Source organism: Paenibacillus sp. FSL M7-0896 (assembly GCF_037975415.1).
Classification (GTDB): domain Bacteria; phylum Bacillota; class Bacilli; order Paenibacillales; family Paenibacillaceae; genus Paenibacillus_AQ; species Paenibacillus_AQ silagei.
In genome coordinates, this window is record NZ_CP150250.1 from 4,438,954 (window position 1) to 4,463,842 (window position 24,889).

The following is a 24,889-nucleotide window of genomic DNA, read 5'->3' on the forward strand; positions in this document are numbered from 1 at the left end:
CCCGTCTATTCTATAAAATGCTCAAAGCCGTAAATCAAGCCGGTATAGCCCATCACCTTTTGAATCCCGAGCTTGACTCCAGGCATATAACCCGCGCGCTCATAAGAGTCATGACGGATCTTGAGCGACTGTCCGAACCCGCCGAATACAACCTCCTCCTGGGCAAAAACACCCGGAAGACGCACGCTGTGAATACGGAAGCCGTTATAATACCCGCCGCGCGAGCCTTCAATAATCTCTTCTTCCTCAGGATGTCCCTGACGGAGCTCCTGCCGCGCCTCAGAGATCATCTCTGCCGTCTTAATCGCTGTTCCTGACGGAGCATCCAGCTTCTGGTCTCCGTGATATTCGATAATTTCGAGATGAGGGAAATACTTTGCGGCCTGGGCAGCGAATTTCATCAGCAGAATCGCACCGATGGAGAAGTTAGGCGCAATCAGTCCGCCGATTCCCTGCTCCTGGCATTGCTTGTCCAGCCCGGCTATCTGCTCCGGCGTGAAGCCGGTGGTACCGATAACCGGACGGACGCCGTATTTGACCGCCAGCGCAGTATTGCTATATGCAGAGTGTGGAAGCGTAAAATCAACCATTACATCCGCCTCTGTATCTGCAAGCGCAGTCTCCAGATCCGGAGTCACAAGTACACCGCAATCCTCAAGGCCAACCAGCCGTCCGGCATCTCTGCCATGTGCAGAGCGGTCAACCGCTGCTGCCAGCTCGAGTTCATCATCCTGCAATACCAGCTTCACAACCTCTTTGCCCATTCTGCCTCCGGCTCCGGAAACAATAATCCTGATCTTGTCACTCAAATGAATTCTCCCCGCTTTCCCTGGCTCTGTTATTATTGTATATATTGTTGCAGCGATTTCTGCAGATCCTTCATCAGCAGACGCAGTCCGCTGTCATCCGGGTGCAGCGACATAACTTCTTTCAATACCGCAATCGCCTGCAGATGTTCATTCATCCGGCTGTGCGCAATTGCCAGCCATACATAAGCATCCCCGTAGAGAGGGTCAAGCGATACAGCTTCCTTAAGCAGCGTAATCGGATGGTACGGATTCACACTGTCCGCGGCGTCATCCTCCAGCAGCCGCTTTGCTTCCTGCACAAGCTTAAGAGCCTGCAGATGCTGAAGATGCAGCTGATACTCCGGTTTGGTTCCATCCAGTCTGCGTGCGGCTACAGCATGTTCAAGCGCTTTGTCCAGCATTCCGCTGCGGGCATAGGTAATAGCGCAGCGGTATCTGACTTCCGCATCATCAGGACTTGCGGCAATGGCCGCCTCGAACAAGGTGATGGCCTCAGCAAAGTCACTGCGGAGTATTGAGCGGTAGGCCGCTTTTACATAATCATTATGGTCCATATCCTCACCATCCTTACGGCTAAATCCCGTTCGTTTGGTACAGCATATGTAGCATAGGCCTAATCGGTGTTTTTGGGCGTCCAGCGCCCGGCATCACGTGTATTGAATTTGTGCATAACCTTATTATGAGCCTCAGTTAAGTCGATACCGAGTGAATTGGCGAAACAAACGGTAATGAAGAGAATGTCGCCCAGCTCCAGCTCAATCGAATTATCAGCTTCATTCGCTTTTTTCGGCTTCTCGCCGAATTGATGGTTGACTTCGCGCGCCAGCTCCCCGACTTCCTCGGACATCCGGGCCAGCATCGACAGCGGACTGAAGTAGCCTTCTTTAAACTGTGAGATATAGGCATCCACCTCACGCTGAATGTCACCAAGACTTTTATCCATAAATTGCCCTTTCACCCCCGTGTGTTCTTGCCTTCTGTTTGCCCCTATGTTATCGTAAAGACGTTTTGAAGACAAATCTTTTTTGCAATGCCGCCTGGAGCTTGTGTGCTCTCCTGGGGGATCATTACATATAAATTGCCCATTTAGAGGCGTAGGCGAGGGATGTTATGAGTTCAACCATTAAAATCAGCACAGTCAGCAAAACAGTGGCCCCCATCATGCTGGGCACGGCCATCTACGCATTCGGACTCCTGTATTTCATTATTCCCAACCAGCTGATGGAGGGCGGAGTTACCGGGATTACCATCCTGCTCAATTACGCCTTTAACATCCCTATCTTCTTAACCACACTGCTGCTGAACCTTCCGCTCTTTCTGCTCGGCTGGAAGGTGCTCGGGGCGAATCAGATCGTCTATACCGGACTCGGCATCGGCTCCCTGTCTTTTTTCCTCTGGTTATTTGAACGGATGATTAAGGCAGGCTGGATTGTAACGTTCAGTACAGAGCATGATTTTATTCTTGCTTCATTATATGCGGGGGTTACCCTGGGTCTGGGCTTGGGGATTGTCTTCCGCTTCGGAGGCACCACCGGGGGTGTAGATATTGTGGCACGGATACTCGGACGCAAGTTCGGCTGGAGCATGGGACAGATTATTCTGGCCGTGGATATCATCATTATCGGGGCTTCCCTGCTCTACATTCCCCGCGAAAAAATACTGTATACGCTCGTGGCAGTCTTCATCGCCTCACGCGTCATTGATTTCATCCAGGAAGGAGCCTACGCCGCCAAAGCCTTCACCATCATCAGCGACGAGGCTCCGCAGATTGCCGAGCTGATCACCGTAGAAATGGATCGCGGCGTTACCTTAATCCCGGCGATCGGCGCTTATTCCAAGCAGGCGAAGCATATGGTCTATTGCGTGGTCTCCAGACAGGAGATCCGCCGGCTAAGCCTGCTGGTGAAGTCGGTGGACCCTAAGGCCTTCGTCATTATCAGTGAGGTTCACGACGTTCACGGCGAAGGCTTCCGGGAGACCTGAACTATACACACATAAGGGCGGACCCCACAAGCCGGCAATGGCTGCTTGTGGGGTCCGCCCTCTTTGTATCCTCTGTTGCCGCCGCTCCAGCCTACACGGGTTTTAGATTCTGCTTCTGGCCGCGGTACTTACGGTAAGCCGTATACACGAGCACCGTAAGGATGAACGCGCCTGCCAGCAGGGCCCAGCCCCCGTATTGCCGCGGAGCCAGCGGCAGAGACAGGACCGGCTCGCTGCGGTCCTTGCCGAACATCACTCTTGCTGCATCCTGCCCATAGGATACAATCTCCAGCAGGCGGGCCCGTTCCACGGGCTGCTCCGAGCCTGCCACCCCTCCTGCGTAAGACATCCAGGAATCAAAGGTGCTCACCGCCTCAGCAGGCCGGGAGATAATCACCGCAGGCCGGATATTCGCATACCGGCTCTGAAGTCTTGCCAGGGCCGCTGTCCAGCTCTTCAGATCATTCGCGGCAGCGCTTTGCTCCATATCGTTCAGATCCTCACGGACCAGCTTATAGTACTGCAGCCACATGGGCTGGCGGGGGTGATTCAGGCTGTTAGCGGCAAGCCGCAGCTTCGCCGCTGCCGCTTCCCATCTCTCCGGGGACGGCTGGGCCGCAGCCAGTGCCGACTTCATGTCCAGGATCACAGAGGATAGTGCATTGACCCCCTCCACTGAGGTCATCCCTTCAAAGGACGAAGAGATGAAGATCTGCGAGACCTCCTCTGCCTCCTGGCGGGCCTTCAGCACATCGCCTTCAAGCACATATCCGTATAGAGCTTCCGCAGCCTGCTCCAGCCGCTGCGCTCCGCTTCTGGCCGTGAGAGCAGCGGGATCACTGGGTACACTTCCGGCTGCTTCTATGTAAGCCGTACTTCCCTGGTCTGCAGCAGCATCCCCTGCTTCAGCCTGAACGCGGCCTCCGCTGATACCGGCCAGCAGCCAGCACAGCAGAATTGCTGACAGTATGAATACTTTTCTGCGCGGCATAAGACATCCCTCCCACCTTAATGTATGGCGGAAGGACAAGAGTTAGAACAGAGGCTCAGTGCTTCATGGCAGTGCTGTCCGGTAGTGCCGGACGCCTTGTCCGGCCGCAGAACAGCCAGGCAGCAGCCGTACTGAACAGTGTAAGCCCCATGGTGAGGTACTGAACAGCGATAAGATCATCATCAAGCACAGAAGGCAGCCATGGATACACGCCTTGTGAATAATCCACTATATCATTAGCGAATGTCCACGCAAGCGCCACAGGCAGCATTCTCCGGAAGGTGAAGAACCGGGCATAGATCAGAGCTTCCACAGCCATTCCGGTATGGGAGATCATCAGCATCCAGTCCTTCCAGGTGATGGAATCTCCCTGATAACCGCCGGCCACAATGATGCTGACCGCCCATATTCCGTACTTCACAGAGGTTAGGACTGCCAGCGCTTCAATCAGCTCACGTATCAGCGTCCCCGCAAGCCCTCTTGGCGGATACAGCAGCAGCAGTAATGCAGCCGTGAAGAACAGACTGGCCGTAGGGCTGTCAGGAACGAACGGCAGTAGCCAGAGCGGTTCAGTCTGCGCCGTGAACGTGAGCTGGTTGCCATACCACATATATCCGTAGACCGTTCCGAGCAGATTCACGATAAACAGCAGCCATATTATTCTTCGGTCCCTAAATAATTTCTCAAACCAATGACCCGGCATACAAACAACTTCCCCCCGACTGTTGAAGCTTCATGACATAACAAAAACCTGAGCGCATACACGATCAGGTCCTGCGTTACTGTTATTTTACTGTCCGCTTTTTTGTTTGGCAAGCCAGCCGGCCAGCTCATCGATATCCTGCTCGGTCAGCCCTGCCCCCATAGCCGTCTCAGCCATTGGCGGCATCTGGCCCTTACCTTCTTTTATAATAGTAAGAATCGCCGCCTTATCATGCTTATCGCCTACACCCCGAAGCGAAGGGAAACTGCCGGAGCCCTTCATATCTACCGCATGGCAGGTTATACAGGTTGCTTGCTTATAGAGTGCCATCGCCGGATCATCCTTGTCCACAATGGCAATATCCTTCGGCTTGACGGCACTTGTGGTTGGCAAGCCCGCCGCCCTGTTCTCGGCCGCTTTCTCCTCGCGCTGTACATCCTCTGGAATCTGGCCGGTTTCAGCCATCTCATGCTTGTATTCTGTCCAGGCTGTGTTGGTCAAATAGACGATTGCTGCGAGAGACAGGAACATCAGCGAGGACGCAATCGGTCTGCGGTAGAACCGCCGCTCGGGGCCGGTATCCAGGAAAGGCGCCAGCAGCAGCGCCCCGAAGGCCACCCCAGTCACACCAAGCGTTCCCAGCACGATATAGTCACCTGATGCATAAGGAAGCTTCAAATACTGATAGAGGAAGAGAAAATACCAGTCGGGAATCGGAATTACCGTTGCTGCCGGATTGGCAGGGAACCCGAGCGGAGCCGGCTCTGAGATGGTCAGAACCAGAATTCCCACCAACACCACTACACCAACCATCCATTCCTTGAGCAGAAAGTTAGGGATAAAGGCTTCCGATTTGCCCGGATACGCCGTATAATCCGGCGGGGTAATGAATCCGTTTCCTCTGCGGACCCGGGAATCCCCGACGAATATCACCTTCTCTTTGGAGTCGTCTCCGTGTGCCATGACCGTGCCTCCTATACGTTATTTTACAGCGGACCGGATATGCCTTGTCTGCGGATCATAATGAAGTGCCCGACAAGCAGTATAAGCAGAACCGCCGGGAGGAAGAATACATGTAAGGCGAAGAACCGGGTCAGCGTCTCGGCGCCGGCAATACTGCCGCCCTGCATCAGCTCCTTGAGCACCGGCCCCATGAATGGAACCGAATTGGCGATCTCCAGCGTAACCTTGGTGGCGAAGTACGCCTTATTGTCCCATGGAAGCAGGTAACCGGTCAGTCCCAGTCCCAGCATGACAAAGAAAATCAGCATCCCCACTACCCAGTTCATCTCGCGCGGAGCCTTATACGAACCGGTGAAGAACACACGCATCGTATGAAGGAACATCATGACAATGACGAGACTCGCGCCCCAGTGGTGCATGCCGCGGACGATTTTACCGAAGGCGACCTTGGTCTGCAGATATTCCACGCTGGCGTAGGCATTAATGATATCCGGGACATAATACATGGTCAGAAACATTCCTGAGAGTATCTGTATTACAGTGATGAAGAAGGTTAGTCCGCCGAAGCAGTAGACAAAGGCTGAAAAGTGGTGTGCGGGATTGACATGCTCGGGGACCTCGTGGTCGGCAACATCTCTCCAGATCGGTGTAATATCCAGACGTTCGTCAATCCAGTTATATACGTTTTTGAACACGCCGTTCACGCCTCCTTCGCCGAAACAGTATTAGGGACGATTTCACCGAGATATACCCAGCCTCCGTCAATCTTGGTGGTGTACTGGTCCAGGGGCTTGGCAGCCACGGCCAGTTGCCGGCCCTGCTTCGTATAGCGGGCGCCATGGCAAGGGCAATGATATTCATCAGGATGCGCCTTGTTATTATTCCAGCCTACGGTGCAGCCCAGATGCTTGCAGATCGGTGAAAGCGCATAAATATCTCCGTTCGCGTCTTTACGAATCCACGCCGTAAGCATCGCTGTACTGGCATACCATCCGTCCTGCTGCGGAAGCTCGAAGGTGAACTCCTGGGGCTCTTCGGTAATTTTGGACGCTTCCGCTACCTTGATGAATTCTCCCTCGCCTTTTTTCTGCAGAATCGGATCTACAGCAAACCGGACCATCGGCAAGATAACTCCGGCACCCATAAAGGCGGTAGCCCCTCCTAGTGTGTAGGTCAAAAACTGTCTGCGTGACATCTCGTTTCGGCTGGGCGGTTCTTGCGGAAGTGATTCTTCTTCTTCATTAAGGCTGCTCATACTGTATGTAACCCCCTTTTCAAAATGTGAGAAGGCACCTGCAGAGTTGTTGCATAGGTTTTTTAGGTAAAAATTCCGTTTTCAATGAAAAATATCACAGTTCATATAAGTTCATCCTAATCATAGCTTAGGGTCTAAAACCCGTCAAGAATATTGTCTAAATTGTGACAGGCGTTTAAGGTGCTTTTTTGATAAATTGTTGATTTTCCGTCACATTTAACTCATTTCCCATTCTCCCATAGGGCCTGGATTTCACTCCGCACATACACGCTTACCGAGGCTCTGGAATCGGCCGCTATCTCAGGCAGGCAAAGGAGTAAATCGCTTTCAAATATCTCCTCCCTGCGCAGCCCCTCATTGGCAGACATCACGATGGCGTACTGGAAGCCGCTGGATTTGACTTTTCGGCAAAGCTCATTCATCAGTACTGTCATTCCAGGCCCTGCATACTGTACCGCCGGATAAGTCACGACCCGCCCTTTGTACGGTTGCTCGGCCAATTCCAGGAAATCACGCTGCCGTTCAAGTAACTTAACTGTCTCAGGCGGAGTCTCCGTGCCTTGAAGTCCGCTATACGGAATGATGCAGGTATCATAGTATTGTCCATCGGTCTCCCAGGCTCTACTGTCAAAATCACTGAATTTCATAGATTCGCCCCCTCTAGCCGCTTCCCGCAGCATGCATTTAACTTTAAAAGCATCATAAACAAGTGTATACGGCTTGGCAATCCTTAATTTCAGCAGAAAAAAAGAAATGCGCCAGGCGCATTTCCTATGCCAAACTTTTCAGTTCTTCAGTCAGATTCCGGAAAGCCGCCTCATCACCAGCAGCCAGCGCCGTGTCGATCTTCCGGTACAACATGTCGGTACGACGCTTTCTTAACGCTTCATCCCACACCATTTCCGCAGCCAGCCCCAGCATCACTTCATAAGTAGCCTTCATTTTGTCCATTCGATACACCTCCGCTGTTTAAGAAATTCCGTATTCCAATGCTTTTTTCACATAGCTTTCACTTGTGCGTGCCATCCTCAGCAGATCCTGCTCAGTCAATTCACGGACCACTTTGGCCGGTGTGCCCAAGGAGAGCGTATACGGAGGAATGATGGTATTCTCGGTTACAAGCGAGCCGGCTCCTACTAAAGCATATTCACCAATCTCTGCTCCGTTCAGTACAATTGCACCCATTCCGATTAATGTGCCCTTGCCTATCCGGCAGCCGTGGATGATTGCTGAATGCCCGACCGAGATGTCATCCTCCAGCATCAGCGGCAATCCGTCCGCCACATGGCCGACCACACCGTCCTGAATATTGCAGCGCTCCCCGATGATCACCGGCGCCAGGTCACCGCGGAGTACGGCGTTGAACCAGACACTGGATTGTTTGCTTATTCTTACATCGCCAACGAGCTTAGCGCCTTCCGCCACATAGACTGTCTCGTCAATCTGCGGTATGTAACTCCCATAGGCAATCCGCATCTCTCTCCTCCTTACCTGAGCAGATGCTTCGGCACAGCCGCCTCACATCCCCAGGGTGTCATCATGACCACTGTTCCTGCGGGTTCCTCACCAAGCTTAAGCATGCCCAGATGCAGCATCATCCGCAAGATTCGCTGTTCGAGAATGGAAGCGGCATCATCGTAATAAAAGGGCTTGATCAGCCAGCCGATTCCTTCTGACAGCGAGGCTGTGGTCACCCATCTGCCGGCACTTAGACTAATCCAGTAGACCAGCGAAGGCAAATTGGGAATAGCCCCTTTATACAGTCTTAACCAAAAGGAGAATAACTGCATCAGCTTTTCCGATTTCCCCTCCGCCAGAAAATGCCCGCCTGCCGCTGTAAGCTGCAGCCTGTAGCCCTCCTCGGAGATCCAGCGGCGGTGGCGGGCATAATCGTACAGCAGGGCAAATCTCGGCGGATAATGCTCACAAGCCCTGCCGTAGCCGAACCTCCAGCCGCCCTTGCCGAGTAAAGGCTCTGCAATCTGCAGCGCATTCATCACTCCCTGCTGATTGCGCTTATAGAGCGCACCTTCCTGGTTCAGCTCAGGCTCATTCTCCTTCACATACCGCAGGAACAGCAGCAGATCTCCGGCCAGCAAATCCCCCTCCCCCCTGTACACCGCCGGCTCCGGGCCCGGAACAATCCGCTCCTGCAAATGCTCGCCCATCTGCTCACGGAAGCGCTTCTTCAGATCCAGCGGCACCTGGAACAGATACCGGCTCTGCTGGGAAGCTCCGCTGAACAGCCAGCCGCTGTTCTTAAGCCGGCTGACCAGCTCGCGGTAGTCACCGCTTTTGCCGGGCGGGGCATCGAAGGAAGCCTGCCTGGCTGCAGCCAGCAGATCCTCCAGGCTGAAGTGGCTGCGTTCATCGAAGAGCAGGCTGTTCAGCAAACGCAGCTCTCCCGGAGAACTCCCCTTAATATGGGACTCCATGAACTCCCGGCTGCCCAAGGTGATCAATATACTCTGAATCAAATCATGTTTGGAATTCCGTTTGCATTCACACTGATAGCGTCCCGCAATGGCGGTCAGCTGACCAATGTCTGCATAAGTGAGCATATCCGCCAGATTCATCTCTCATCGCCTCACTGTTTTACTACCATTATGGGAAATACAGCCCTTTTTATTCCTTTTGCCGCAAAAAAATAACCCGAAGGGTCGGGTTAATGCTGTTTTTGTAAAATATGACGGGTACAGTTGTACAATAAAGGATTCCATTCCTGCTCGTTCTTCTCCAGAATCGTGAGTGAGAGATTGCCGAGCCGTTCCGAATATTTGTCTTTGTAGAGTGCGGTGTAGAGCTGTGCAAGGAATCCTCCATGGGAGATGACCAGGACATTCTTACCCGGGAACCGGGCCGTAATATCCTCCAGGAACGCAAGCCCCCGGACCTGAAGTGCCTCATCGCTCTCCTGTCCCAGAGACAGCAGCTTCCAATCCTTGCCCCACTTGGCTTCACGGGCTTCGGCTGTCATGCCCTCCACCTGGCCGTAGGCACGCTCACGGATACGGTCATCCGGCTCAAGTAAAGGAATGCCCAGCTTGGCCGCTACGATCTTGCCGGTCTCTGCTGCACGGGACAGACTGCTGGTAATACAATAGTCCCAGTGATAAGGCTCCTGCAGCAGCCGGTCACCCAGCATCTCAGCCTGCCGCCTGCCTTCATCATTCAGCGGAATATCACTTTGTCCCTGAATTTTACCTACTGCATTCCAATCCGTCAGCCCATGGCGTATTAAGCCGATCAGCATCGCCTATCACCGTTCCCTTCCCTATTTATGTTTGCTTAATAATGTAACACGAATGAAAACAAATGTCTTCTTTTTTAGAACAAGTAGAAACACATACATTCTTGTATTCAAATCAAAAACCCTCTTCTCCATGCTCGGGAAGGGGGTTCTCATTGTCTGCGGTACCGGTTCAGACGGACCAGCAGGAATATGGATAATCCGACGCCCAGCGTCGACAATACCATCCAGTACTGCGGATGTGCAGGGCCCATATTGGCCACCAGCGGCTCAATAATCCCGCCCTCAGACTCCACCGGATATGAAGAAGACCAGTCCAGGGTTAAGCCTGCCACACCTGTCTCGACGATCCCGCTCTGTGCCGCCGTCGTATTCGAGGGGGTCTTGAACACGGTGAAATATAAGAAGCTTGAGATAAACACCGCTAAAAAACAGGCAATCCAGAGGCTTAAGCGATGCCGGAATACTGTAGAACTCCCCGCAGACTTCCCGTCACCGGGCATAAGCCAGGGGCTCTCCAGATAGATCCGCTCCATAACCTTACTGTTAATCGCTTCTGCCCGCTCATCGCTGACATCGAATCTTGTATCCTGCATAAGCTCACTGGTCTCCTGCCACAGCGCCCATTCGGCACTGCAGTAGGAGCAGGTTGCGATATGTCTCTCAAGTCTAATCCGCCTGGGATCTGTGGGGGGAGCGTCCCACAAGTGTGGAATGGAATCCTGCGCTTCCCTGCAATTCATAGGCCTTACACCCTCTCAGCCTGCTCTTCAAATTCAGGCTCATAGAAATAGGATTCGAGCTGGAGCTTCACACTGCTCCTTGCCCGGAACAGCAGTGACTTCACTGAGCTGACGCTCTGATCCAGAATCACGGCAATTTCCTGATAATCCATCTGATCATATTCACGCAGAATCAGCGCGGAGCGCTGCTTCTCCGGGAGATTGTTAATCGCTTCGCGAACGAGCTCCATCCGTTCCTTGCGCAGTGCTGCCTGTTCCGGGGCAACATCAAGCGGTGCCACAGGTGTATAGCCGCTCTCTTCAAGCGACACATTCCCGGCACGGTTCTTGCGAAGCTCACTGAGCACTGTATTGCGGGCAATGGTGTACAGCCATGTGGAGAAAGAAGCATCCACTTCCCGGAAGGAATGAAGACTCCGGAAGGCTTTGTAGAAGGTCTCTGAACAGAGGTCTTCGGCAATCAGCTCCATATGGGAGTTCTTCAGCATGTGGTACACAAAAGCCAATATTTTGCGTTGATATCGTCGCATGAGTTCCGAATATAATTCTGTATCGCCTTGCTTGATTAGCTGGATCAACTGGGAATCCGTCATGGTGAGTCGGCCCTCCTCGCCCTTGCACGTGTAATCCCGTCCGGTCCGTATCTACTTATACCGGGCAGGTAACAAAAAGTTGCGGCATACCTTCATTTTTTGCAGCACAAAAATCCAATCTTCCTATGTATATTCAACTTACCGTTATTTAAGGCTTCCAACCTTCAATTCCTTTTGTAAGACAGAAGAATGGCAGCATTCTCCTCACAGGACAACACAGCCCGTCTCCACTTGTTCAGCAAGCGGTTACCTATACTTGGAAGGAATCTATAAACATACTTAACCCAGTATAGCATAGTTTCTAACGGGAGGAAATTAATAGACTTTGAGAGACGGGCAGACAGTCCGATGAAAGCGGTCTTATTTTCTTTAAATAAAGTGTTGACAAAATGTAAACGGATACATATAATAAAAGTACAGTATGGTTTCTCTCCACTCCTATCCAAACACTACACGGTTCCAAGAAATTGTGAACTGTAACCGCTTATTATGTAAGCGGTCTTTTTTTTGTCCATTTTTACGAACATTTGGGTATTTACTGGCCGCTTGTTTACTGCCGCAGCCGGGACACCCTCTGATAGCAGCAATTGGATTTCCTACAGTTATTTAGGATGTGTTATTCTTTTCCGGCACAATAGTTGGACAAACAACACTTATTTCCTCGCCTCTCCCACAGCATGGCGGAAACTAGCAATATTAGTTGCTGTTTTTCCACTTGCTTCCTGATATCCGGCAACTATTGCTGAATTAAGTTACGTTTCTCCACTTGCTTCCTGGAGGAAGCTGTTAATTTCAAAAAATAAGAGCCGGGGCATCCGTCCCCGGCTCTTATTTTGCTTTCTACATATATTTTACATATATACGGTATAATCATTCTCCTGCAGCAGAATTCTGGCCCGCTCCATATCGTTCTCCTGGCGGAAGGACAAGCGCATGATCCCGGGAACATCCTCGCGGCTCTCAATAATCTGCACGTTGCTAAGGTTGATGCCCTGGTCGCCCAGCTCCGTAGCAATCCGGCCGATAATGCCGGGGTGATCGGGAACATCAATATGCAGATCGAACAGCGGAGTGATCATGCCCTTGCGCCGCTCAGGAAGCTGGCTGCGGAATTGATTCGCCTCCTGGAAGGCCGACTCGATCCCTGCGCCATCCCCGCTCTCCAGCAGATGGATGAACGAGGACACCTCATCGTTCCAATCCTTCAGCAGCCGCAGCATCACAGAGCGGTTATTCAGCAGAATATCGCGCCAGATGATCGGATCGCTCGAAGCAATGCGGGTAATATCACGGAAGCCCCCCGCAGCCAGCGTGCTGTACAACGAGTCCGAATGATCGTATGCATGAATCTGATTCACCAGGGCTACCGCAATAATATGCGGCAGATGGCTGATCGCTCCAACAATCTCATCGTGGCGCTCCGGATCAAGCCGGACTATCTGCGCTCTCGTATGCAGCAGGAGCGACTCCAGAGCCTGGTAGGCAGCTTCCGGCACGCCAGGCGGAGGTGTAAGCACGTAATACGCATTCTCAAACAGTAAGGAGGAGGCTGCCTCTACGCCTGAACGCTCCGATCCGGCCATAGGATGGCCTCCGATGAAATGTACACCGGGAATATCCAGTGTAAGGGCACACGCGGCAATGCTGGCCTTGGTGCTGCCGACATCCGTAATAATACAGCCCGGCTTCAGCGGCAGCCTGCTTAACCGCTGAAGATAGTCCTCAAGCATGCCTACCGGCACACACAGAAAAATATAATCCGCATCCAGTGCAGCTTCCTCAAGTGATAATGTAGCCTGATCAACCACACCTCTGCTCACATATTTAGCAGCAGATTCAGGGCGGTGGGCATGGCCTACAACGGTCAGACCCTCCTTGCCTTTGAAGCAAAGGGCCAGTGAGCCGCCGATCAGGCCGACACCGAAAATTGCTATTTTTGTCGTCATGTTCTTAGTACTACCTGCCTTCTGTGGTATCGTCAATCCAGCTGCTGAGCCCTCACGGTTATGCGCGAACTTCCTGCTCCTTCAGCGCCTGCTCCAGGGCAGCTACGAAGGCTGTGTTCTGCTCGGCGGAGCCGATGGTCACCCGCAGGTAGGTCGGATACCGGTGGAAGCCTGTTCTGACGATGATTCCCTGACGCAGCAGCGTATCGAAGACTTCAGCAGCCGGCTTGCGTACATCCACCATAATGAAGTTCCCGTGAGCCGGGAACGACGTAAGCCCGAGACGCGCGAATTCCGCCTCAAGCTGCACAATCCCTGCACTGTTAAGCGCACGGCACTGCTGCACATATTCCTGATCGGAGAGTGCTGCCGCCGCCGCCACCTGAGCCAGGCGGGTCGTATTGAACGGCTCGCGCACCTGATTAATCAGGGAGATTACCTGGCTGCTGGCCACACCATAGCCGATACGGAGCGCCGCAAGACCATAGATCTTGGAGAAGGTACGAAGGACTACCAGATTAGGGTATTTGTCGATCAGCTTAATGCCGTCGGTGTAGCTGAGATCCGTTACATATTCGTAATAGGCTTCATCCAGGACTACCATCACGCCGGCAGGTACTGCATCCAGGAACGAAATCAGGGCGTCCTCGGGCACAATGGTACCGGTTGGATTATTGGGATTGCAGATCCAGATGATCTTGGTCCGGTCTGTAATCTTCGCCAGCATTGCATCCAGATCATGCGTTCCGTCTTTAAGCGGGACTTCTATAGTTATAGCCCCTTCGATATCCGCATTGCTCTTATATACGGAGAAGGTCTGATCGGCCATAATCGTCTCGTCACCGGGCAGGAAGAAGGCACGGGCAATCAGAGCAATAATCTCATCAGATCCGCATCCGAAAATAATACGCTCACCCGTAACGCCCAGATGCTTAGCCAGTGTCGCTGTCAGCTCAGCGGCAGAGCCGTCCGGGTATAAAAAGAGATTATCCAGCTCCGCTACAATAGCGGCCTTCGCACTTGGTGCAGCCCCGTAAGGGTTCTCGTTGGATGCCAGCTTAATGACTTCGCTTAAGCCCAGCTCCTTCTTGACTTCTTCAATCGGCTTCCCCGGCTTGTAGACAGGAAGGTCAACGATATTCGGTTTTGGATTCATGGGTGATCCTCGCTCTCCAAATATTAATTAGGTCTTAATTGTGCCACAAATTCACGAATTTGCAACAGTCCGGCGCTTCTCGTCTGCGGCTGGGACAGCAGGGGAATAACCTCCTCCACCTTGCGGACAATGGCGCTTCCGACTACTACACCATCACAGATCTTCGCAAAACGGGATACCTGTTCTCCAGTGGAGATCCCGAATCCTACAGCAACAGGCAGGTCCGTAGACCGGCGGACGGACGCAATGAACTCATCTACTCCGCTGTGGAAGCTTGAGCGCTCCCCGGTTACACCGAGCGAGGATACACAATAGACGAAGCCGCTCGCGCCGGATACGATCCGGGCAATCCGTTCGCTGGAGGTCGGGGCCACGAGCGGAATAAGATTCACTCCGGCGGCACGGCTGCGTGCACGCAGGTCCTCCGATTCCTCCACCGGCACGTCAGGGATGATCAGCCCGCTGATCTCATGGGCATTCAGCTCCGCAAAAAACGTATCCAGCCCCATCTGCATCACCGGATTGTAATACGTGAACAGGATGAACGGCAGTTCACTGCCTGCCTGCCGGGCCTTCAGCGCCGTCTCCATGCAGGTGCGCAGATGAACCTTGCTGCGCAGCGCTCTTGCAGACGCCCGCTGGATGACCGGACCGTCGGCCAGCGGATCGGAGTAAGGAACGCCCAGCTCCAGAATATCCGCTCCCGCTGCCTCCAGCTCGGCAATAATATCCAGCGTCGTCTCAAGATCAGGATCGCCTACGGTTAAGAACGGAATAAGGGCAGTACGGCCTTCCGCCTTCAGCCGGTTAAACGTCAGGTCCATCCGGTTCGTCGTTTCGGTTGTCATTGCTGCTCCGCCCCTTCCGTATAAGCCATAATGGATTCCACATCTTTGTCGCCGCGTCCTGACAGGCAGATCACCACAATATCATCCTTGGTCAGCGTCTTGCCAAGCTTCACCACATGGGCAATGGCATGAGCTGATTCCAGAGCGGGAATAATCCCTTCCGTCACGCAGAGCAGCTTCAGCGCATCCAGCGCTTCCGCATCGGTCACCGGCACATACTGGGCACGGTGAATGTCCTTGAGATAGGAATGCTCAGGCCCCACGCCCGGATAATCGAGTCCGGCCGATATGGAATGGGCCTCGATGACCTGTCCATGCTCATCCTGCAGCAGATAGCTCAGCGAGCCCTGGAACACGCCATGGCTTCCCTTGCTCATGGTTGCTGCATGGAACGGAGTGTCTACGCCTTTACCGGCGGCTTCAACACCAATCATTGCCACCTGCTCATCCTCCATGAACGGGTAGAACATGCCGATAGCATTGCTGCCTCCGCCTACTGCGGCAACCAGCAAATCCGGCAGGCGCCCTTCCGCCTCCAGAATCTGGCGGCGGGTCTCATCCCCGATAATCCGCTGGAAGTTGCGGACCATCATCGGATACGGATGGGGACCAACCGCAGAGCCAAGCACATAGAACGTATCTTCCACATTGCTCACCCAGTAGCGGAGCGCCTCATTCCCGGCATCCTTCAGCGTTCTGGAGCCGGAGGTCACCGGAATAACCTCTGCCCCGAGCAGCTTCATGCGGAAGACATTCAGCGCCTGGCGGCGGGTATCCTCTTCACCCATGAACACCTTGCATTCCATACCGAGCAAGGCAGCTACCGTAGCTGTCGCTACTCCGTGCTGGCCTGCGCCGGTTTCGGCAATCACCTTGGTTTTACCCATCATTTTGGCCAGGATGCCTTGTCCGATAGCGTTGTTGATCTTGTGGGCGCCTGTATGATTGAGGTCCTCCCGCTTCAGATAGATCTTGGCCTCGCCAAGCTCCTTGCTTAGCCGCTCTGCATAATACAGCGGGGTCTCGCGGCCCGAATACTGCTTGAGCAGATAATCTATTTCCTCCTGAAAGGCCGGGTCTGCCGAGAATTTATTGTAAGCCTCTTCCAGCTCGATCAGTGCAGTCATCAAGGTCTCAGGAACGAAGCGGCCTCCAAAAGAACCAAAACGTCCATTTTTGTCTGGTACTTGTATCATGATTGCTTCACCCTTTCTACGAAAGCTGTCATTTTGGCAATGTCCTTACTGCCGTTACTCTCAACTCCGCTGGAGACATCCACGCCATAAGGGGCGTATCCGTCCAGCAGCTCGTTCACATTGTCCGGATGCAAGCCTCCGGCTATAAATAAAGGCAGCGCATGCTTCGCCGCCGCTTGCTGGTATAAGGGAATCTGCTCCCAATCAAATGTGCGGCCCGTACCGCCGCGCTCCTGCGGATCATAGGTATCCAGCAGCAGCGCATCAATGGTGCCCGCATAGCTGTCCAGCAGAGGTTGAACCTCATCCCCTGCTTCAGGATTACGTCCGGCTACCGAAAGGGCCTTCCAGACCTTAACCTGGGGAAAAGCCGCCTTGACCTCTGCGCAGAACTGCGGACTCTCTTGTCCATGAAGCTGCACAACATCCAGCGGTACAGTTCTCAGCAGCTCTGCCAGCTCGGAAAGGCCGGGGTTAACGAATACGCCCACCGGTCGGGGCGCAGGCTCAGACTTCCAGTTGCCCAGCTCTGCAATCAGCTCCGCAGCCACATCAGTAGTAACCCTGCGGCGGCTGGGCGCAAACACCAGACCCACATAATCGAGCGGCAAACTATTCATAGATTTTAGCACTTCAACGCCCTGAAGTCCACAGATTTTTACGAGAGGTTCAGTCACGTTGCACACGGTCCTTCCCGGCAGGAAGCGGACCGAGCAGCTGATGGACCGCCTGCTCTACATCCGGCTGGCGCATCAGGTATTCTCCGACCAGCACACCGGTTGCCCGTGTCTTGCGGAGATACGCAATATCTTCCGGCCCTGTAATCCCGCTCTCGCTGATTACCGGAAGACCGGCGGGCAGCAAAGCTGCCAGCTCCTCCGTAGCGGAGAGTGAGGTTTCGAACGTCTTGAGATTCCGGTTATTGATGCCCAGCAGAACGCCGGGATGTTCAGCCTTACCAGTAGACAGTACCGTCTCCAGTTCAGTGCGGTCATGGACCTCAATCAGGATATCGAGTCCAAGCGCGGCAGCGGAGTCGGTGAACCCTGCGAGCTGCTGCGGGGTCAGAATGGCCGCAATCAGCAGAATCGCATCCGCGCCAAGCAGGCGGGCCTCGTAGATCTGCTTCTCATCGATAATGAAGTCCTTGCGCAGCAGCGGAAGCTTCACCGCCTCTCTTACCTGCTGCAGATACACGCCGCTGCCCTGAAAATAATCCTTGTCCGTCAGCACGGACAGGCAATCGGCTCCTGCCGCTTCATAGCCCCGGGCAATCGTCACCGGATCAAAATCGGCCCTTATCAGCCCCTTGGACGGCGAGGCCTTCTTCACCTCGGCGATCAGCCCCATCTCCCGGTTCCGGCGTTCAGTCAGAGCGCTGCGGAAGCCTCTGGTAGCAGGCAATGCGGCAATGGAGCGCTCCGCCGCGGCGAGCGAGAATTGCTGGCTTAACGCTTCTACCTCTTTCACTTTCGTGGCAACAATCCGGTCAAGATACATAATCAAGCTCCTTTGTCATCGCTTTTAACTGTTCCAGCTTGCGCAGGGCCGCCCCTGAATCCACAACCTCTCTGGCACGGTCCACGCCTTCCTTAAGTGTATCCGCCAGACCGGCGACATAGATGCAGGCCCCGGCATTCGCCAGTACGATATCACGATACGGATTGATATTACCCTCCAGCACTGTAGTGATAATCGCCGCATTCTCAGCAGCATCGCCGCCCATGACGTCCTCCAGCGGATGCTGGCTGAGGCCAAGCTCCTGCGGTTTAATTTCGTAGGTGGTGACTACGCCCTGCTTCAGCTCGGAGACCTGCGTCGGTGCCGAGATGCTGATCTCATCCAGGCCGTCCAGGCTGCTCACAATCATCGCCCGCTTGGAGCCGAGCTCACCCAGGACCTTGGCAACCGTCTCTGTCTTATTGCGGTCATAAATGCCCATCAGCTGCCGGTCTGCTCCGGCCGGATTGGTCAGCGGGCCCAGCATATTGAAGACCGTCCGCACACCCAGCTCACGGCGGGGAGCAGCGGCATGCTTCATGGACGGATGATAGATTTGAGCGAACAGGAAGCAGATGCCGATACTGTCCAGACATTGCCGCGCCTGCTCTGCATTCAGATGAATATTGACGCCGAGCGCTTCCAGCACATCTGCACTGCCCGCTCTCCCGGACGCCGAACGGTTGCCATGCTTCGCCACTCTTACAGAAGCAGCGGAAGAGATGATCGCCGAAGCTGTGGAGATATTGAATTTATGAATACCGGAGCCGCCCGTGCCGCAGGTGTCCAGCAGCTGGCTCCGCTCGGTAAGCACCTGTGTGCCGAAACCGCGCATCGCCTCTGCGAAGCCGGTGATTTCTTCAACGGTCTCGCCTTTGATCCGCAGCGCGGTCAACAGCGATCCGATCTGTGCGGGTGAAGCTGCACCTTCCATAATCGTGCCCATAATCTCGCGGGCCTGTGTACGGGTAAGATCCTTTCCCTCGATTAAACCGGCAATTCCTGATTGTAGTAACTGGCTTGCTTCCATAGTTCATGTCCTCCTAAAATTTTTAAGTTTTATGGAGCATTCTCTGCTCTTCTGATCTCGTCTCTGCTAATTCCCGGTTCACGGGGTATATTCATACATATAATCCTGGTTAATGACCTGCTTCTCCTTCGTTTCAGCGGGGAACATCGCTTCCGCCATTCGGATTGCTTTCAGCATTCCCTTGGCCTTGTTCACTGTCTCCTCATATTCCTTCTCCGGCACAGAATCCCAGACGATTCCTGCTCCAGCCTGCACATAAGCGCGGCCTTTGCGGAAGATAATCGTACGGATCGTGATGCAGGAATCCATATTCCCGGAGAAGCCGAGATATCCGATCGCTCCGGCATAAGCCCCGCGGGCTTCCCGCTCCAGCTCGGCAATAATCTCCATCGCCCGCAGCTTCGGCGCTCCTGATACCGTACCTGCCGGAAGGCAGGAGAGGAAGGCATCGAAGAAATCCTTATCCTCTGCCAGCGTTCCGGTCACATTCGAGACCAGATGCATGACATGCGAGTACTTCTCGATCTCCATAAATGTATTGCATTTCACGCTGCCGAATTTCGAGACCCGGCCGAGATCATTGCGGCCCAGGTCGACCAGCATCAGATGCTCCGCACGTTCCTTCTCGTCCTCCATCAGCTCTGCGGCGAGCTGATGATCCTCTGCCGCGCTCGCTCCGCGCGGCCGGGTTCCGGCAATCGGCCGGGTCTCCACCCGTCCGCCGTCCACCTTGACCAGCGCTTCCGGCGAGGTGCCGACGATGATCTCCTCATCCATTTTGAGATAATACATATAAGGGGATGGGTTCAGGATGCGCAGCATCCGGTACACATGCAGCGGAGAGACCTCGGTCTCGATATGCATCCGCTGTGACAGCACCACCTGGAAGATATCTCCGGCACGGATGTATTCTTTGGCCTGCTCTACGTTACTTATATACTGTTCCTTGGTGAGATTCGAGTGAATCTCACCCAGCTCGATATCCTGCGGAATGCTGCGGCGGTTGACGTTCTCCTTCGGGCCTTCCTTTTGCAGCTCCTCTGCCAGACTCACTAAGCGATTGCTCAGTTCCTCGTAGCCCGCCCGGATATCCGAATCCGTATCTCCATCCTTGATATGAAGATTACCCACCAGCAGGATCTGCTGCTTCACATGATCGAAGACGATAATGCGGTCACAGAACATAAAGCGGATGTCATCCATATTCAGGTCATCTACCGCATGTGCGGACAGCTTCTCATAATACTGCAGCAGATCATAGCCGAAGAATCCGATGGCTCCGCCCGTAAACGGCGGCATACCTTCCAGCTTGGGACTGCGGTAGGAACGGAGCAGCGCTTTCAGCTCCTCGACAGGTTTGCCGGACAGCTGTTTTTTCTCGCCGCCGACCTCCACCTGGATCTTCCCCTTTTTGCCGGAGATCATCAGGAACGGATCACTGCCGATAAAAGAATAACGCGCCCATTGAATGCCGCCCTCTACACTCTCCAGCAAAAATGCGCGATCCTGCTCTGCAAACCGCTGGAACAGCCGGATCGGCGTTTCCATATCAGCCAGCAATCTTGTTACGACCGGGATCAGATTGTATTCGCGCGACAGCGACACCACTTCTTCAATGCTCGGATTCGTCACTTGGGTAACCTCCTAGGGGATAACGGATATTGTCCGAAATACAGAAAAACCTCTACCGGAGTAGAGGTTTGTTGATAGTCAGTATGTGAATTAGCGCCTCGGACCGGCATGAACCCAATCGAATGCTAGAGATTCCTCCATGGATACAGGGACAGCGCAGATGCAACTCATCATAAGTTACGGCTATACAGGTATACCAAAAAAGAACACTGACAATCAAGGGTCTGCTCTGAAATAGGTCCTACACTCAGCTCAACTATACTCTACTCAACTCATTCTAAACTCTGCTTTACTCGGCTAACTTCACTATACATGATGACGGTAGTCATTGACAACCCCGCGGGCTATAATTTATTACTTGCTCTGTGAGAGATCCGGGCGAAGCCGCTGGGCTTCATTCAGATACACATGACGGATATCGCGCTGGGATTTGTCGGTGTTCACCTGCACCATCAGGCGGATGCAATTCGGCAGGCTGCCCTTCACAGGGATCTCCACGGAACACATCAGCGGAACCATCTCCCAGCCTTCAATCTCACGGATCGCCCGTGCCGGGAAGGTTGCATCCAGATCAGCAGTCATCGTAATCCACACACTGCAGATATCCTCTGCGATCACATCATTGCGCTCCACAATTTCCCTCAGCAGGATCACCGTTTCACGTAAAATTTCCGTCTCTTCATTCTGGGTTACGGTCGTTGCACCGCGTATGCCCCGGTTCACCATGGGCTCCCCTCCTTCTTAAGCTGGGCTATGACTTCTGAGACATCGCTTGCCTGCACATCACTGATGATACTTACTTCACCAATGGCCTCCGGCACGATAAAAGTCATTCGGCCTTCCTTGAATTTCTTGTCATGCATCATCGCTTCCATCAGTTCTTCCCCGCTGTATTGCGAAGGAAGCCGGGTGGGCAGCGACAAGGCGGTGAGCATGGACACTGTGTCCTCGTAGATCTGTCTGTCCCGGCCCAGCTTCGCTGCGAGCAGAGCAGATCCGGCCATCCCGATCGCAATCGCCTCTCCATGCAGGAAGGTGCCATAGCCGCCGACAGCTTCAATGGCATGTCCGATGGTATGCCCCAGATTCAGAATCGCACGCTGTCCGTGCTCGCGTTCATCACCGCCGATGACCTCCGCCTTGATGGCACAGCCGCGTTCCAGCGCATATCCCAGCGCCTCCGGGTCCAGTGCCAGCAACTCGTCCGCATGCCCCTGGCACCAGTAAGCGAACTCACGGTCCAGAATCAGCCCGTGCTTGACCACCTCAGCCAGGCCTGAAGCGACCTGCCGGGGTGGAAGCGTAGCTAAGGTGTCCAGATCATATAACACCATAGATGGCTGATAAAAGGCGCCCAGCATATTCTTGGCCAGCGGATGGTTAACGGCCACCTTGCCGCCTACACTGCTGTCATGGGCGAGTATGGTCGTTGGAATCTGCATGAACCCGATTCCCCGCATATAAGATGCAGCAACGAAGCCGGCCAGATCGCCAACGACTCCCCCCCCAAGCGCCAGCACGGCTGAGCTGCGGTCCAGACCGCCTTGAATCGCTGTGGTAATGACTTCTTCATAGACGGCTAGTGACTTCGAAGCTTCACCCGCCTGAATGACATGGCTGACCACCGTATATCCGCTGCTGCGGAGGGAAGTCTCCACCTGCTCCAGATAACGCGGCGCTACTTCGGTATCACTGACCACCAGCAGCGGGCTGCGCTGTGCGAATCCGGCTTCGGTGCAGCGTTCGCCGATACTCTGCAGCAGACCGCTGCCGATATAAATCGGATAAGAACGTTCCCCTAAGTCAACAGTAATGCTGCGCATCTTAGTAGCTCTCCAGCTGAGCCAGGTAATTATTGTAGTTCGCGCGGATCTCTTCCAGAGAGTCACCGCCGAATTTATCCAGGAACGCCTTGGCAATCTCCCAGGCTACTACACTCTCCAGTACGACACAAGCTGCCGGAACGGCACAGGCGTCTGAGCGCTCCACCTGGGCTGTGAACGGCTCCTTCGTGTCGATATCCACACTCTGCAGCGGTTTGTACAACGTCGGGATCGGCTTCATTACCCCTCTGACGACCACCGGCATTCCATTAGTCATTCCGCCTTCGAACCCGCCCAGCCGGTTGCTCGCGCGGAAGTAACCCTGTGAGGCTTCATACATAATCTCGTCATGGACCTGTGAGCCGCGCAGCTTCCCGGCTTCGAAGCCGATCCCGATCTCCACGCCCTTGAAGGCATTGATCGACATCACGGCTCCGGCGATGGCACCATCCAGCTTGCGGTCGGACTGTACATAACTGCCAAGGCCAATAGGCAGACCTTCGACAATACATTCCACAATCCCGCCGATGGAGTCGCCTTCTTCCTTGATCTTGTCTATGTAAGCCTCCATCTTCTGCTCCGTCTCCTTGTCCACTACCCGCACAGAGGATTCTTCAGTCCGGGCAATCAGCTCATCGATAGGCAGATCGTTAGCAGGGGCTTCAATCTCTCCGATCCGGATGACTTGTCCGGCAATCTTCACTCCGAAGGCTGCAAGCAGCTGACGGGCAACCGCGCCTACAGCTACTCTTGCTGCCGTCTCACGGGCGCTGGAGCGCTCCAGCACGTTACGCAGATCGGTATGGTTATACTTAAGTCCGCCGTTCAGGTCCGCATGACCGGGACGCGGACGGTTCACCCGGCGCTTCTCTTCATCACTGCCCGGAATCGGCTCAATGTTCATAATGTTCTTCCAGTGTGTCCAGTCCTTGTTCTCGACTATCAGCGCTACAGGAGCTCCGGTAGTATAGCCGTGGCGTACACCGCCGGCAATCTGGGCAGTATCCTTCTCAATCTGCATCCGGCGTCCGCGGCCGTAGCCCTTCTGTCTCCGGTGCAGCTGGAAATTAAGCTCTTCAAAGTCAAGTGTCAAATTACTGGGCAATCCCTCAATAATGGCTGTAAGCTGGGGGCCGTGCGTCTCCCCCGCTGTTAAATAGCGCAAACTCATGCTGCGTTCCCCCTTCACACTTTTGGACTGTAAACCGCTAAAATGTTAAATGTCTTTGCTTATTATAGTATAGGCTCTCCGCTTTGACAAGAAAGCAATAGACGGGCCCGCCGCTTCCATCAGAACAAAACAAGCGCCGCTCCTGCTCTTTCGAGTAGAAGCGGCGCTGCTGTGCTCCCCCGTTCAGGAGCCTGTCTCCAGACTGTCGCTGCCTGGTGCGGGAAGGCGGCCGCCGGTTCTGCCCTCTTCCGCAGTAAGCAGGCTCTGGAGCTGCAGCTCCTCGATGCCGAGAATCTGCCCGCATTCGCGGACGGTGAGGAACCCCCGCCGGTAGGCGGTGATGACCTTGCTTTTGTCCATCTGGGTTAACGACCTTTCACTTGGCGTTAGGTTTCTTCCTACTTCCCAGTATCACTGAAAAGCGCCTAAAGTATACCCTGCACCAAGGGAGACTCCACCAGACTACGGCTATTTCTTGCGGTAAAAGAAGGTTTCGGTCGACTCGAAGCCATACTGCGCCGGTGTGAAGATCTGCTCCGTGCTGCCCACGAACAGATAGCCCCCGGGCCGCAGACTGGCCGAGAATTTGTGATACAGCTTATTCTTGGCTTCTTCGGTGAAGTAGATCATGACATTGCGGCAGATAATCAGATCGAAGCCTTCGTCGAATTTATCCAGCAGCAGATTCTGCTTGCGGAAATCGATATTCTTCTTCAGTCCTTCACTGACCTTGAAGACAGGGCCTTCCGGTGTAAAATACCGGTCTGCCACATCTTTGGGCACATCCTTCAAGGAGCGCTCCAGATAGATCCCCTGCTTCGCTTTGGCCAGCGCCCCGTCATCAATATCTGTAGCCAGAATGCCGGTCTGGGCCAGAATATTCTTGTCCGAGAGAATCATCGCCAGCGTATAAGGCTCTTCTCCCGTTGAACAGGCGGCACTCCATAGCTTCAGTCTGCGGCCGGAGCGCTGAAGATCCGGCAGAATCACATCCCTCAGCACTTCCCAGCGGTTCGGATTCCGCCAGAATTCGGAGACATTGATGGTCATGCGGTCCAGGAACTCATAGAACAGAGCCTTGTCCTTCATCATTGCCGCATAGAACTCGTTAAAGGTATTGTAGCCGTTCTTCATACGGAGCGTCGTCAGCCGCCGCTTCATCTGTGCTTCCTTATACTGCGCAAGGTCAATACCTGTGCTTTGTTTGATATTATGAATAAATCCGGTGTAATCAGGGTCCGGGGTTAATGAGGATTCTTCACGTTCAGCCATAATAATCTCCTGTCTCCTGCCTGGA

At 53.9% G+C, this 24,889-nt stretch carries 29 protein-coding genes; 1 reads left to right on the top strand and 28 read right to left on the bottom strand.

Features of this window, described 5'->3' with window-relative positions; translation table 11 throughout:
* Positions 1-5: 5 nt before the first annotated feature.
* The 3 genes from dapB to MKY12_RS19160 are packed head-to-tail and all read right to left on the bottom strand — an operon-like array spanning position 6 to position 1,752.
* Positions 6-809: a 4-hydroxy-tetrahydrodipicolinate reductase gene (gene dapB / locus MKY12_RS19150; RefSeq protein ID WP_036727259.1), complete on the bottom strand. Its 804-nt coding sequence runs from the start codon at positions 807-809 to the stop codon at positions 6-8.
* A gap of 32 nt (positions 810-841) precedes the next feature.
* A complete protein-coding gene (locus MKY12_RS19155; RefSeq protein ID WP_339249304.1) occupies positions 842-1,363 on the bottom strand; it encodes a tetratricopeptide repeat protein in 522 nt (173 codons plus the stop codon).
* Between the two features lie 59 nt (positions 1,364-1,422).
* Positions 1,423-1,752, bottom strand: a complete 330-nt coding sequence (locus MKY12_RS19160; RefSeq protein ID WP_339249306.1) for a nucleotide pyrophosphohydrolase — start codon at positions 1,750-1,752, stop codon at positions 1,423-1,425.
* A gap of 167 nt (positions 1,753-1,919) precedes the next feature.
* Here MKY12_RS19160 and MKY12_RS19165 point away from each other — a divergent pair, with 167 nt between their 5' ends.
* On the top strand, positions 1,920-2,792 hold the full coding sequence (locus tag MKY12_RS19165) for a YitT family protein (protein WP_200869567.1): 873 nt from the start codon (positions 1,920-1,922) through the stop codon (positions 2,790-2,792).
* A 91-nt stretch (positions 2,793-2,883) separates the two neighbouring features.
* On the opposite strand, the gene MKY12_RS19170 is transcribed toward MKY12_RS19165, so the two are convergent.
* The 25 genes from MKY12_RS19170 to MKY12_RS19290 all read right to left on the bottom strand — a co-directional run bounded on the left by MKY12_RS19170 (position 2,884) and on the right by MKY12_RS19290 (position 24,864).
* On the bottom strand, positions 2,884-3,783 hold the full coding sequence (locus tag MKY12_RS19170; protein WP_339249308.1) for a sporulation protein YpjB: 900 nt from the start codon (positions 3,781-3,783) through the stop codon (positions 2,884-2,886).
* 55 nt (positions 3,784-3,838) lie between these two features.
* The gene (locus tag MKY12_RS19175; protein ID WP_209869957.1) at positions 3,839-4,486 is read right to left on the bottom strand and encodes a DUF1405 domain-containing protein; all 648 of its coding nucleotides are present in this window, start codon (positions 4,484-4,486) and stop codon (positions 3,839-3,841) included.
* Positions 4,487-4,573: 87 nt separating this feature from the next.
* The gene (locus MKY12_RS19180; protein WP_339249311.1) at positions 4,574-5,449 is read right to left on the bottom strand and encodes a c-type cytochrome; all 876 of its coding nucleotides are present in this window, start codon (positions 5,447-5,449) and stop codon (positions 4,574-4,576) included.
* A 23-nt stretch (positions 5,450-5,472) separates the two neighbouring features.
* A complete protein-coding gene (locus tag MKY12_RS19185) occupies positions 5,473-6,144 on the bottom strand; it encodes a cytochrome b6 (RefSeq protein WP_036727267.1) in 672 nt (223 codons plus the stop codon).
* Between the two features lie 5 nt (positions 6,145-6,149).
* The gene (locus tag MKY12_RS19190; RefSeq protein ID WP_036727269.1) at positions 6,150-6,704 is read right to left on the bottom strand and encodes a ubiquinol-cytochrome c reductase iron-sulfur subunit; all 555 of its coding nucleotides are present in this window, start codon (positions 6,702-6,704) and stop codon (positions 6,150-6,152) included.
* Between the two features lie 221 nt (positions 6,705-6,925).
* Entirely contained in the window at positions 6,926-7,351 is a 426-nt protein-coding gene (locus MKY12_RS19195; protein ID WP_339249314.1) for a DUF2487 family protein, read from the bottom strand.
* A 124-nt stretch (positions 7,352-7,475) separates the two neighbouring features.
* Positions 7,476-7,655 (bottom strand): IDEAL domain-containing protein, encoded by a 180-nt coding sequence (locus MKY12_RS19200; protein WP_036698090.1) that lies wholly within the window; start codon positions 7,653-7,655, stop codon positions 7,476-7,478.
* A gap of 18 nt (positions 7,656-7,673) precedes the next feature.
* Positions 7,674-8,180, bottom strand: coding sequence for a gamma carbonic anhydrase family protein (locus MKY12_RS19205; RefSeq protein WP_076079189.1), 507 nt, complete (start codon positions 8,178-8,180; stop codon positions 7,674-7,676).
* 11 nt (positions 8,181-8,191) lie between these two features.
* Entirely contained in the window at positions 8,192-9,280 is a 1,089-nt protein-coding gene (locus MKY12_RS19210) for a hypothetical protein (RefSeq protein ID WP_339310366.1), read from the bottom strand.
* Positions 9,281-9,369: 89 nt separating this feature from the next.
* Positions 9,370-9,957, bottom strand: a complete 588-nt coding sequence (locus tag MKY12_RS19215) for a histidine phosphatase family protein (protein WP_339310367.1) — start codon at positions 9,955-9,957, stop codon at positions 9,370-9,372.
* 149 nt (positions 9,958-10,106) lie between these two features.
* On the bottom strand, positions 10,107-10,550 hold the full coding sequence (locus tag MKY12_RS19220; protein WP_051478164.1) for a hypothetical protein: 444 nt from the start codon (positions 10,548-10,550) through the stop codon (positions 10,107-10,109).
* Between the two features lie 152 nt (positions 10,551-10,702).
* Complete coding sequence (locus MKY12_RS19225; RefSeq protein ID WP_036727278.1) at positions 10,703-11,290, bottom strand: sigma-70 family RNA polymerase sigma factor; 588 nt, start codon at positions 11,288-11,290, stop codon at positions 10,703-10,705.
* An 851-nt stretch (positions 11,291-12,141) separates the two neighbouring features.
* Complete coding sequence (locus MKY12_RS19230; protein WP_339310369.1) at positions 12,142-13,236, bottom strand: prephenate dehydrogenase; 1,095 nt, start codon at positions 13,234-13,236, stop codon at positions 12,142-12,144.
* 58 nt (positions 13,237-13,294) lie between these two features.
* Complete coding sequence (gene hisC, locus MKY12_RS19235; protein WP_339310371.1) at positions 13,295-14,392, bottom strand: histidinol-phosphate transaminase; 1,098 nt, start codon at positions 14,390-14,392, stop codon at positions 13,295-13,297.
* Between the two features lie 23 nt (positions 14,393-14,415).
* Positions 14,416-15,240, bottom strand: a complete 825-nt coding sequence (trpA, locus tag MKY12_RS19240) for a tryptophan synthase subunit alpha (RefSeq protein WP_209869978.1) — start codon at positions 15,238-15,240, stop codon at positions 14,416-14,418.
* Positions 15,237-16,436: a tryptophan synthase subunit beta gene (gene trpB / locus MKY12_RS19245; RefSeq protein ID WP_076079183.1), complete on the bottom strand. Its 1,200-nt coding sequence runs from the start codon at positions 16,434-16,436 to the stop codon at positions 15,237-15,239. Before trpB ends, trpA begins: the two co-directional genes overlap by 4 nt.
* Positions 16,433-17,113: a phosphoribosylanthranilate isomerase gene (locus MKY12_RS19250; protein WP_339310374.1), complete on the bottom strand. Its 681-nt coding sequence runs from the start codon at positions 17,111-17,113 to the stop codon at positions 16,433-16,435. Before MKY12_RS19250 ends, trpB begins: the two co-directional genes overlap by 4 nt.
* On the bottom strand, positions 17,106-17,936 hold the full coding sequence (gene trpC, locus MKY12_RS19255) for an indole-3-glycerol phosphate synthase TrpC (RefSeq protein WP_339249328.1): 831 nt from the start codon (positions 17,934-17,936) through the stop codon (positions 17,106-17,108). The genes MKY12_RS19250 and trpC overlap by 8 nt, the downstream gene beginning before the upstream one ends.
* Positions 17,926-18,966, bottom strand: coding sequence for an anthranilate phosphoribosyltransferase (gene trpD, locus MKY12_RS19260; RefSeq protein ID WP_339310376.1), 1,041 nt, complete (start codon positions 18,964-18,966; stop codon positions 17,926-17,928). Before trpD ends, trpC begins: the two co-directional genes overlap by 11 nt.
* A 78-nt stretch (positions 18,967-19,044) precedes the next feature.
* A complete protein-coding gene (gene trpE, locus MKY12_RS19265; RefSeq protein WP_339310378.1) occupies positions 19,045-20,598 on the bottom strand; it encodes an anthranilate synthase component I in 1,554 nt (517 codons plus the stop codon).
* Between the two features lie 354 nt (positions 20,599-20,952).
* Positions 20,953-21,324 carry a chorismate mutase gene (gene aroH / locus MKY12_RS19270; protein ID WP_076079179.1) on the bottom strand — a complete coding sequence of 124 codons (372 nt, stop codon included), beginning with the start codon at positions 21,322-21,324 and terminating at the stop codon, positions 20,953-20,955.
* Positions 21,318-22,421 (bottom strand): 3-dehydroquinate synthase, encoded by a 1,104-nt coding sequence (gene aroB / locus MKY12_RS19275; protein ID WP_339310380.1) that lies wholly within the window; start codon positions 22,419-22,421, stop codon positions 21,318-21,320. The genes aroH and aroB overlap by 7 nt, the downstream gene beginning before the upstream one ends.
* Before the next feature lies 1 nt (position 22,422).
* On the bottom strand, positions 22,423-23,592 hold the full coding sequence (gene aroC, locus MKY12_RS19280; RefSeq protein WP_339310382.1) for a chorismate synthase: 1,170 nt from the start codon (positions 23,590-23,592) through the stop codon (positions 22,423-22,425).
* Positions 23,593-23,775: 183 nt separating this feature from the next.
* On the bottom strand, positions 23,776-23,952 hold the full coding sequence (locus MKY12_RS19285) for a hypothetical protein (protein ID WP_179090429.1): 177 nt from the start codon (positions 23,950-23,952) through the stop codon (positions 23,776-23,778).
* Positions 23,953-24,060: 108 nt separating this feature from the next.
* Positions 24,061-24,864, bottom strand: a complete 804-nt coding sequence (locus MKY12_RS19290; protein WP_036727302.1) for a protein-glutamate O-methyltransferase CheR — start codon at positions 24,862-24,864, stop codon at positions 24,061-24,063.
* Positions 24,865-24,889 lie beyond the last annotated feature (25 nt).

Bases quoted from the DNA above. Each gene is read 5' to 3' on its own strand.
- MKY12_RS19155 (WP_339249304.1), bottom strand. From the start codon at position 1,363: ATGGACCATAATGATTATGTAAAAGCGGCCTACCGCTCAATACTCCGC.
- MKY12_RS19160 (WP_339249306.1), bottom strand. From the start codon at position 1,752: ATGGATAAAAGTCTTGGTGACATTCAGCGTGAGGTGGATGCCTATATC.
- MKY12_RS19165 (WP_200869567.1), top strand. From the start codon at position 1,920: ATGAGTTCAACCATTAAAATCAGCACAGTCAGCAAAACAGTGGCCCCC.
- MKY12_RS19170 (WP_339249308.1), bottom strand. From the start codon at position 3,783: ATGCCGCGCAGAAAAGTATTCATACTGTCAGCAATTCTGCTGTGCTGG.
- MKY12_RS19175 (WP_209869957.1), bottom strand. From the start codon at position 4,486: ATGCCGGGTCATTGGTTTGAGAAATTATTTAGGGACCGAAGAATAATA.
- MKY12_RS19180 (WP_339249311.1), bottom strand. From the start codon at position 5,449: ATGGCACACGGAGACGACTCCAAAGAGAAGGTGATATTCGTCGGGGAT.
- MKY12_RS19190 (WP_036727269.1), bottom strand. From the start codon at position 6,704: ATGAGCAGCCTTAATGAAGAAGAAGAATCACTTCCGCAAGAACCGCCC.
- MKY12_RS19195 (WP_339249314.1), bottom strand. From the start codon at position 7,351: ATGAAATTCAGTGATTTTGACAGTAGAGCCTGGGAGACCGATGGACAA.
- MKY12_RS19200 (WP_036698090.1), bottom strand. From the start codon at position 7,655: ATGGACAAAATGAAGGCTACTTATGAAGTGATGCTGGGGCTGGCTGCG.
- MKY12_RS19205 (WP_076079189.1), bottom strand. From the start codon at position 8,180: ATGCGGATTGCCTATGGGAGTTACATACCGCAGATTGACGAGACAGTC.
- MKY12_RS19210 (WP_339310366.1), bottom strand. From the start codon at position 9,280: ATGAATCTGGCGGATATGCTCACTTATGCAGACATTGGTCAGCTGACC.
- MKY12_RS19215 (WP_339310367.1), bottom strand. From the start codon at position 9,957: ATGCTGATCGGCTTAATACGCCATGGGCTGACGGATTGGAATGCAGTA.
- MKY12_RS19220 (WP_051478164.1), bottom strand. From the start codon at position 10,550: ATGCAGGATACAAGATTCGATGTCAGCGATGAGCGGGCAGAAGCGATT.
- MKY12_RS19225 (WP_036727278.1), bottom strand. From the start codon at position 11,290: ATGACGGATTCCCAGTTGATCCAGCTAATCAAGCAAGGCGATACAGAA.
- MKY12_RS19230 (WP_339310369.1), bottom strand. From the start codon at position 13,236: ATGACGACAAAAATAGCAATTTTCGGTGTCGGCCTGATCGGCGGCTCA.
- hisC (WP_339310371.1), bottom strand. From the start codon at position 14,392: ATGAATCCAAAACCGAATATCGTTGACCTTCCTGTCTACAAGCCGGGG.
- trpA (WP_209869978.1), bottom strand. From the start codon at position 15,240: ATGACAACCGAAACGACGAACCGGATGGACCTGACGTTTAACCGGCTG.
- trpB (WP_076079183.1), bottom strand. From the start codon at position 16,436: ATGATACAAGTACCAGACAAAAATGGACGTTTTGGTTCTTTTGGAGGC.
- trpC (WP_339249328.1), bottom strand. From the start codon at position 17,936: ATGTATCTTGACCGGATTGTTGCCACGAAAGTGAAAGAGGTAGAAGCG.
- trpD (WP_339310376.1), bottom strand. From the start codon at position 18,966: ATGGAAGCAAGCCAGTTACTACAATCAGGAATTGCCGGTTTAATCGAG.
- aroH (WP_076079179.1), bottom strand. From the start codon at position 21,324: ATGGTGAACCGGGGCATACGCGGTGCAACGACCGTAACCCAGAATGAA.
- aroB (WP_339310380.1), bottom strand. From the start codon at position 22,421: ATGCGCAGCATTACTGTTGACTTAGGGGAACGTTCTTATCCGATTTAT.
- aroC (WP_339310382.1), bottom strand. From the start codon at position 23,592: ATGAGTTTGCGCTATTTAACAGCGGGGGAGACGCACGGCCCCCAGCTT.
- MKY12_RS19285 (WP_179090429.1), bottom strand. From the start codon at position 23,952: ATGGACAAAAGCAAGGTCATCACCGCCTACCGGCGGGGGTTCCTCACC.
- MKY12_RS19290 (WP_036727302.1), bottom strand. From the start codon at position 24,864: ATGGCTGAACGTGAAGAATCCTCATTAACCCCGGACCCTGATTACACC.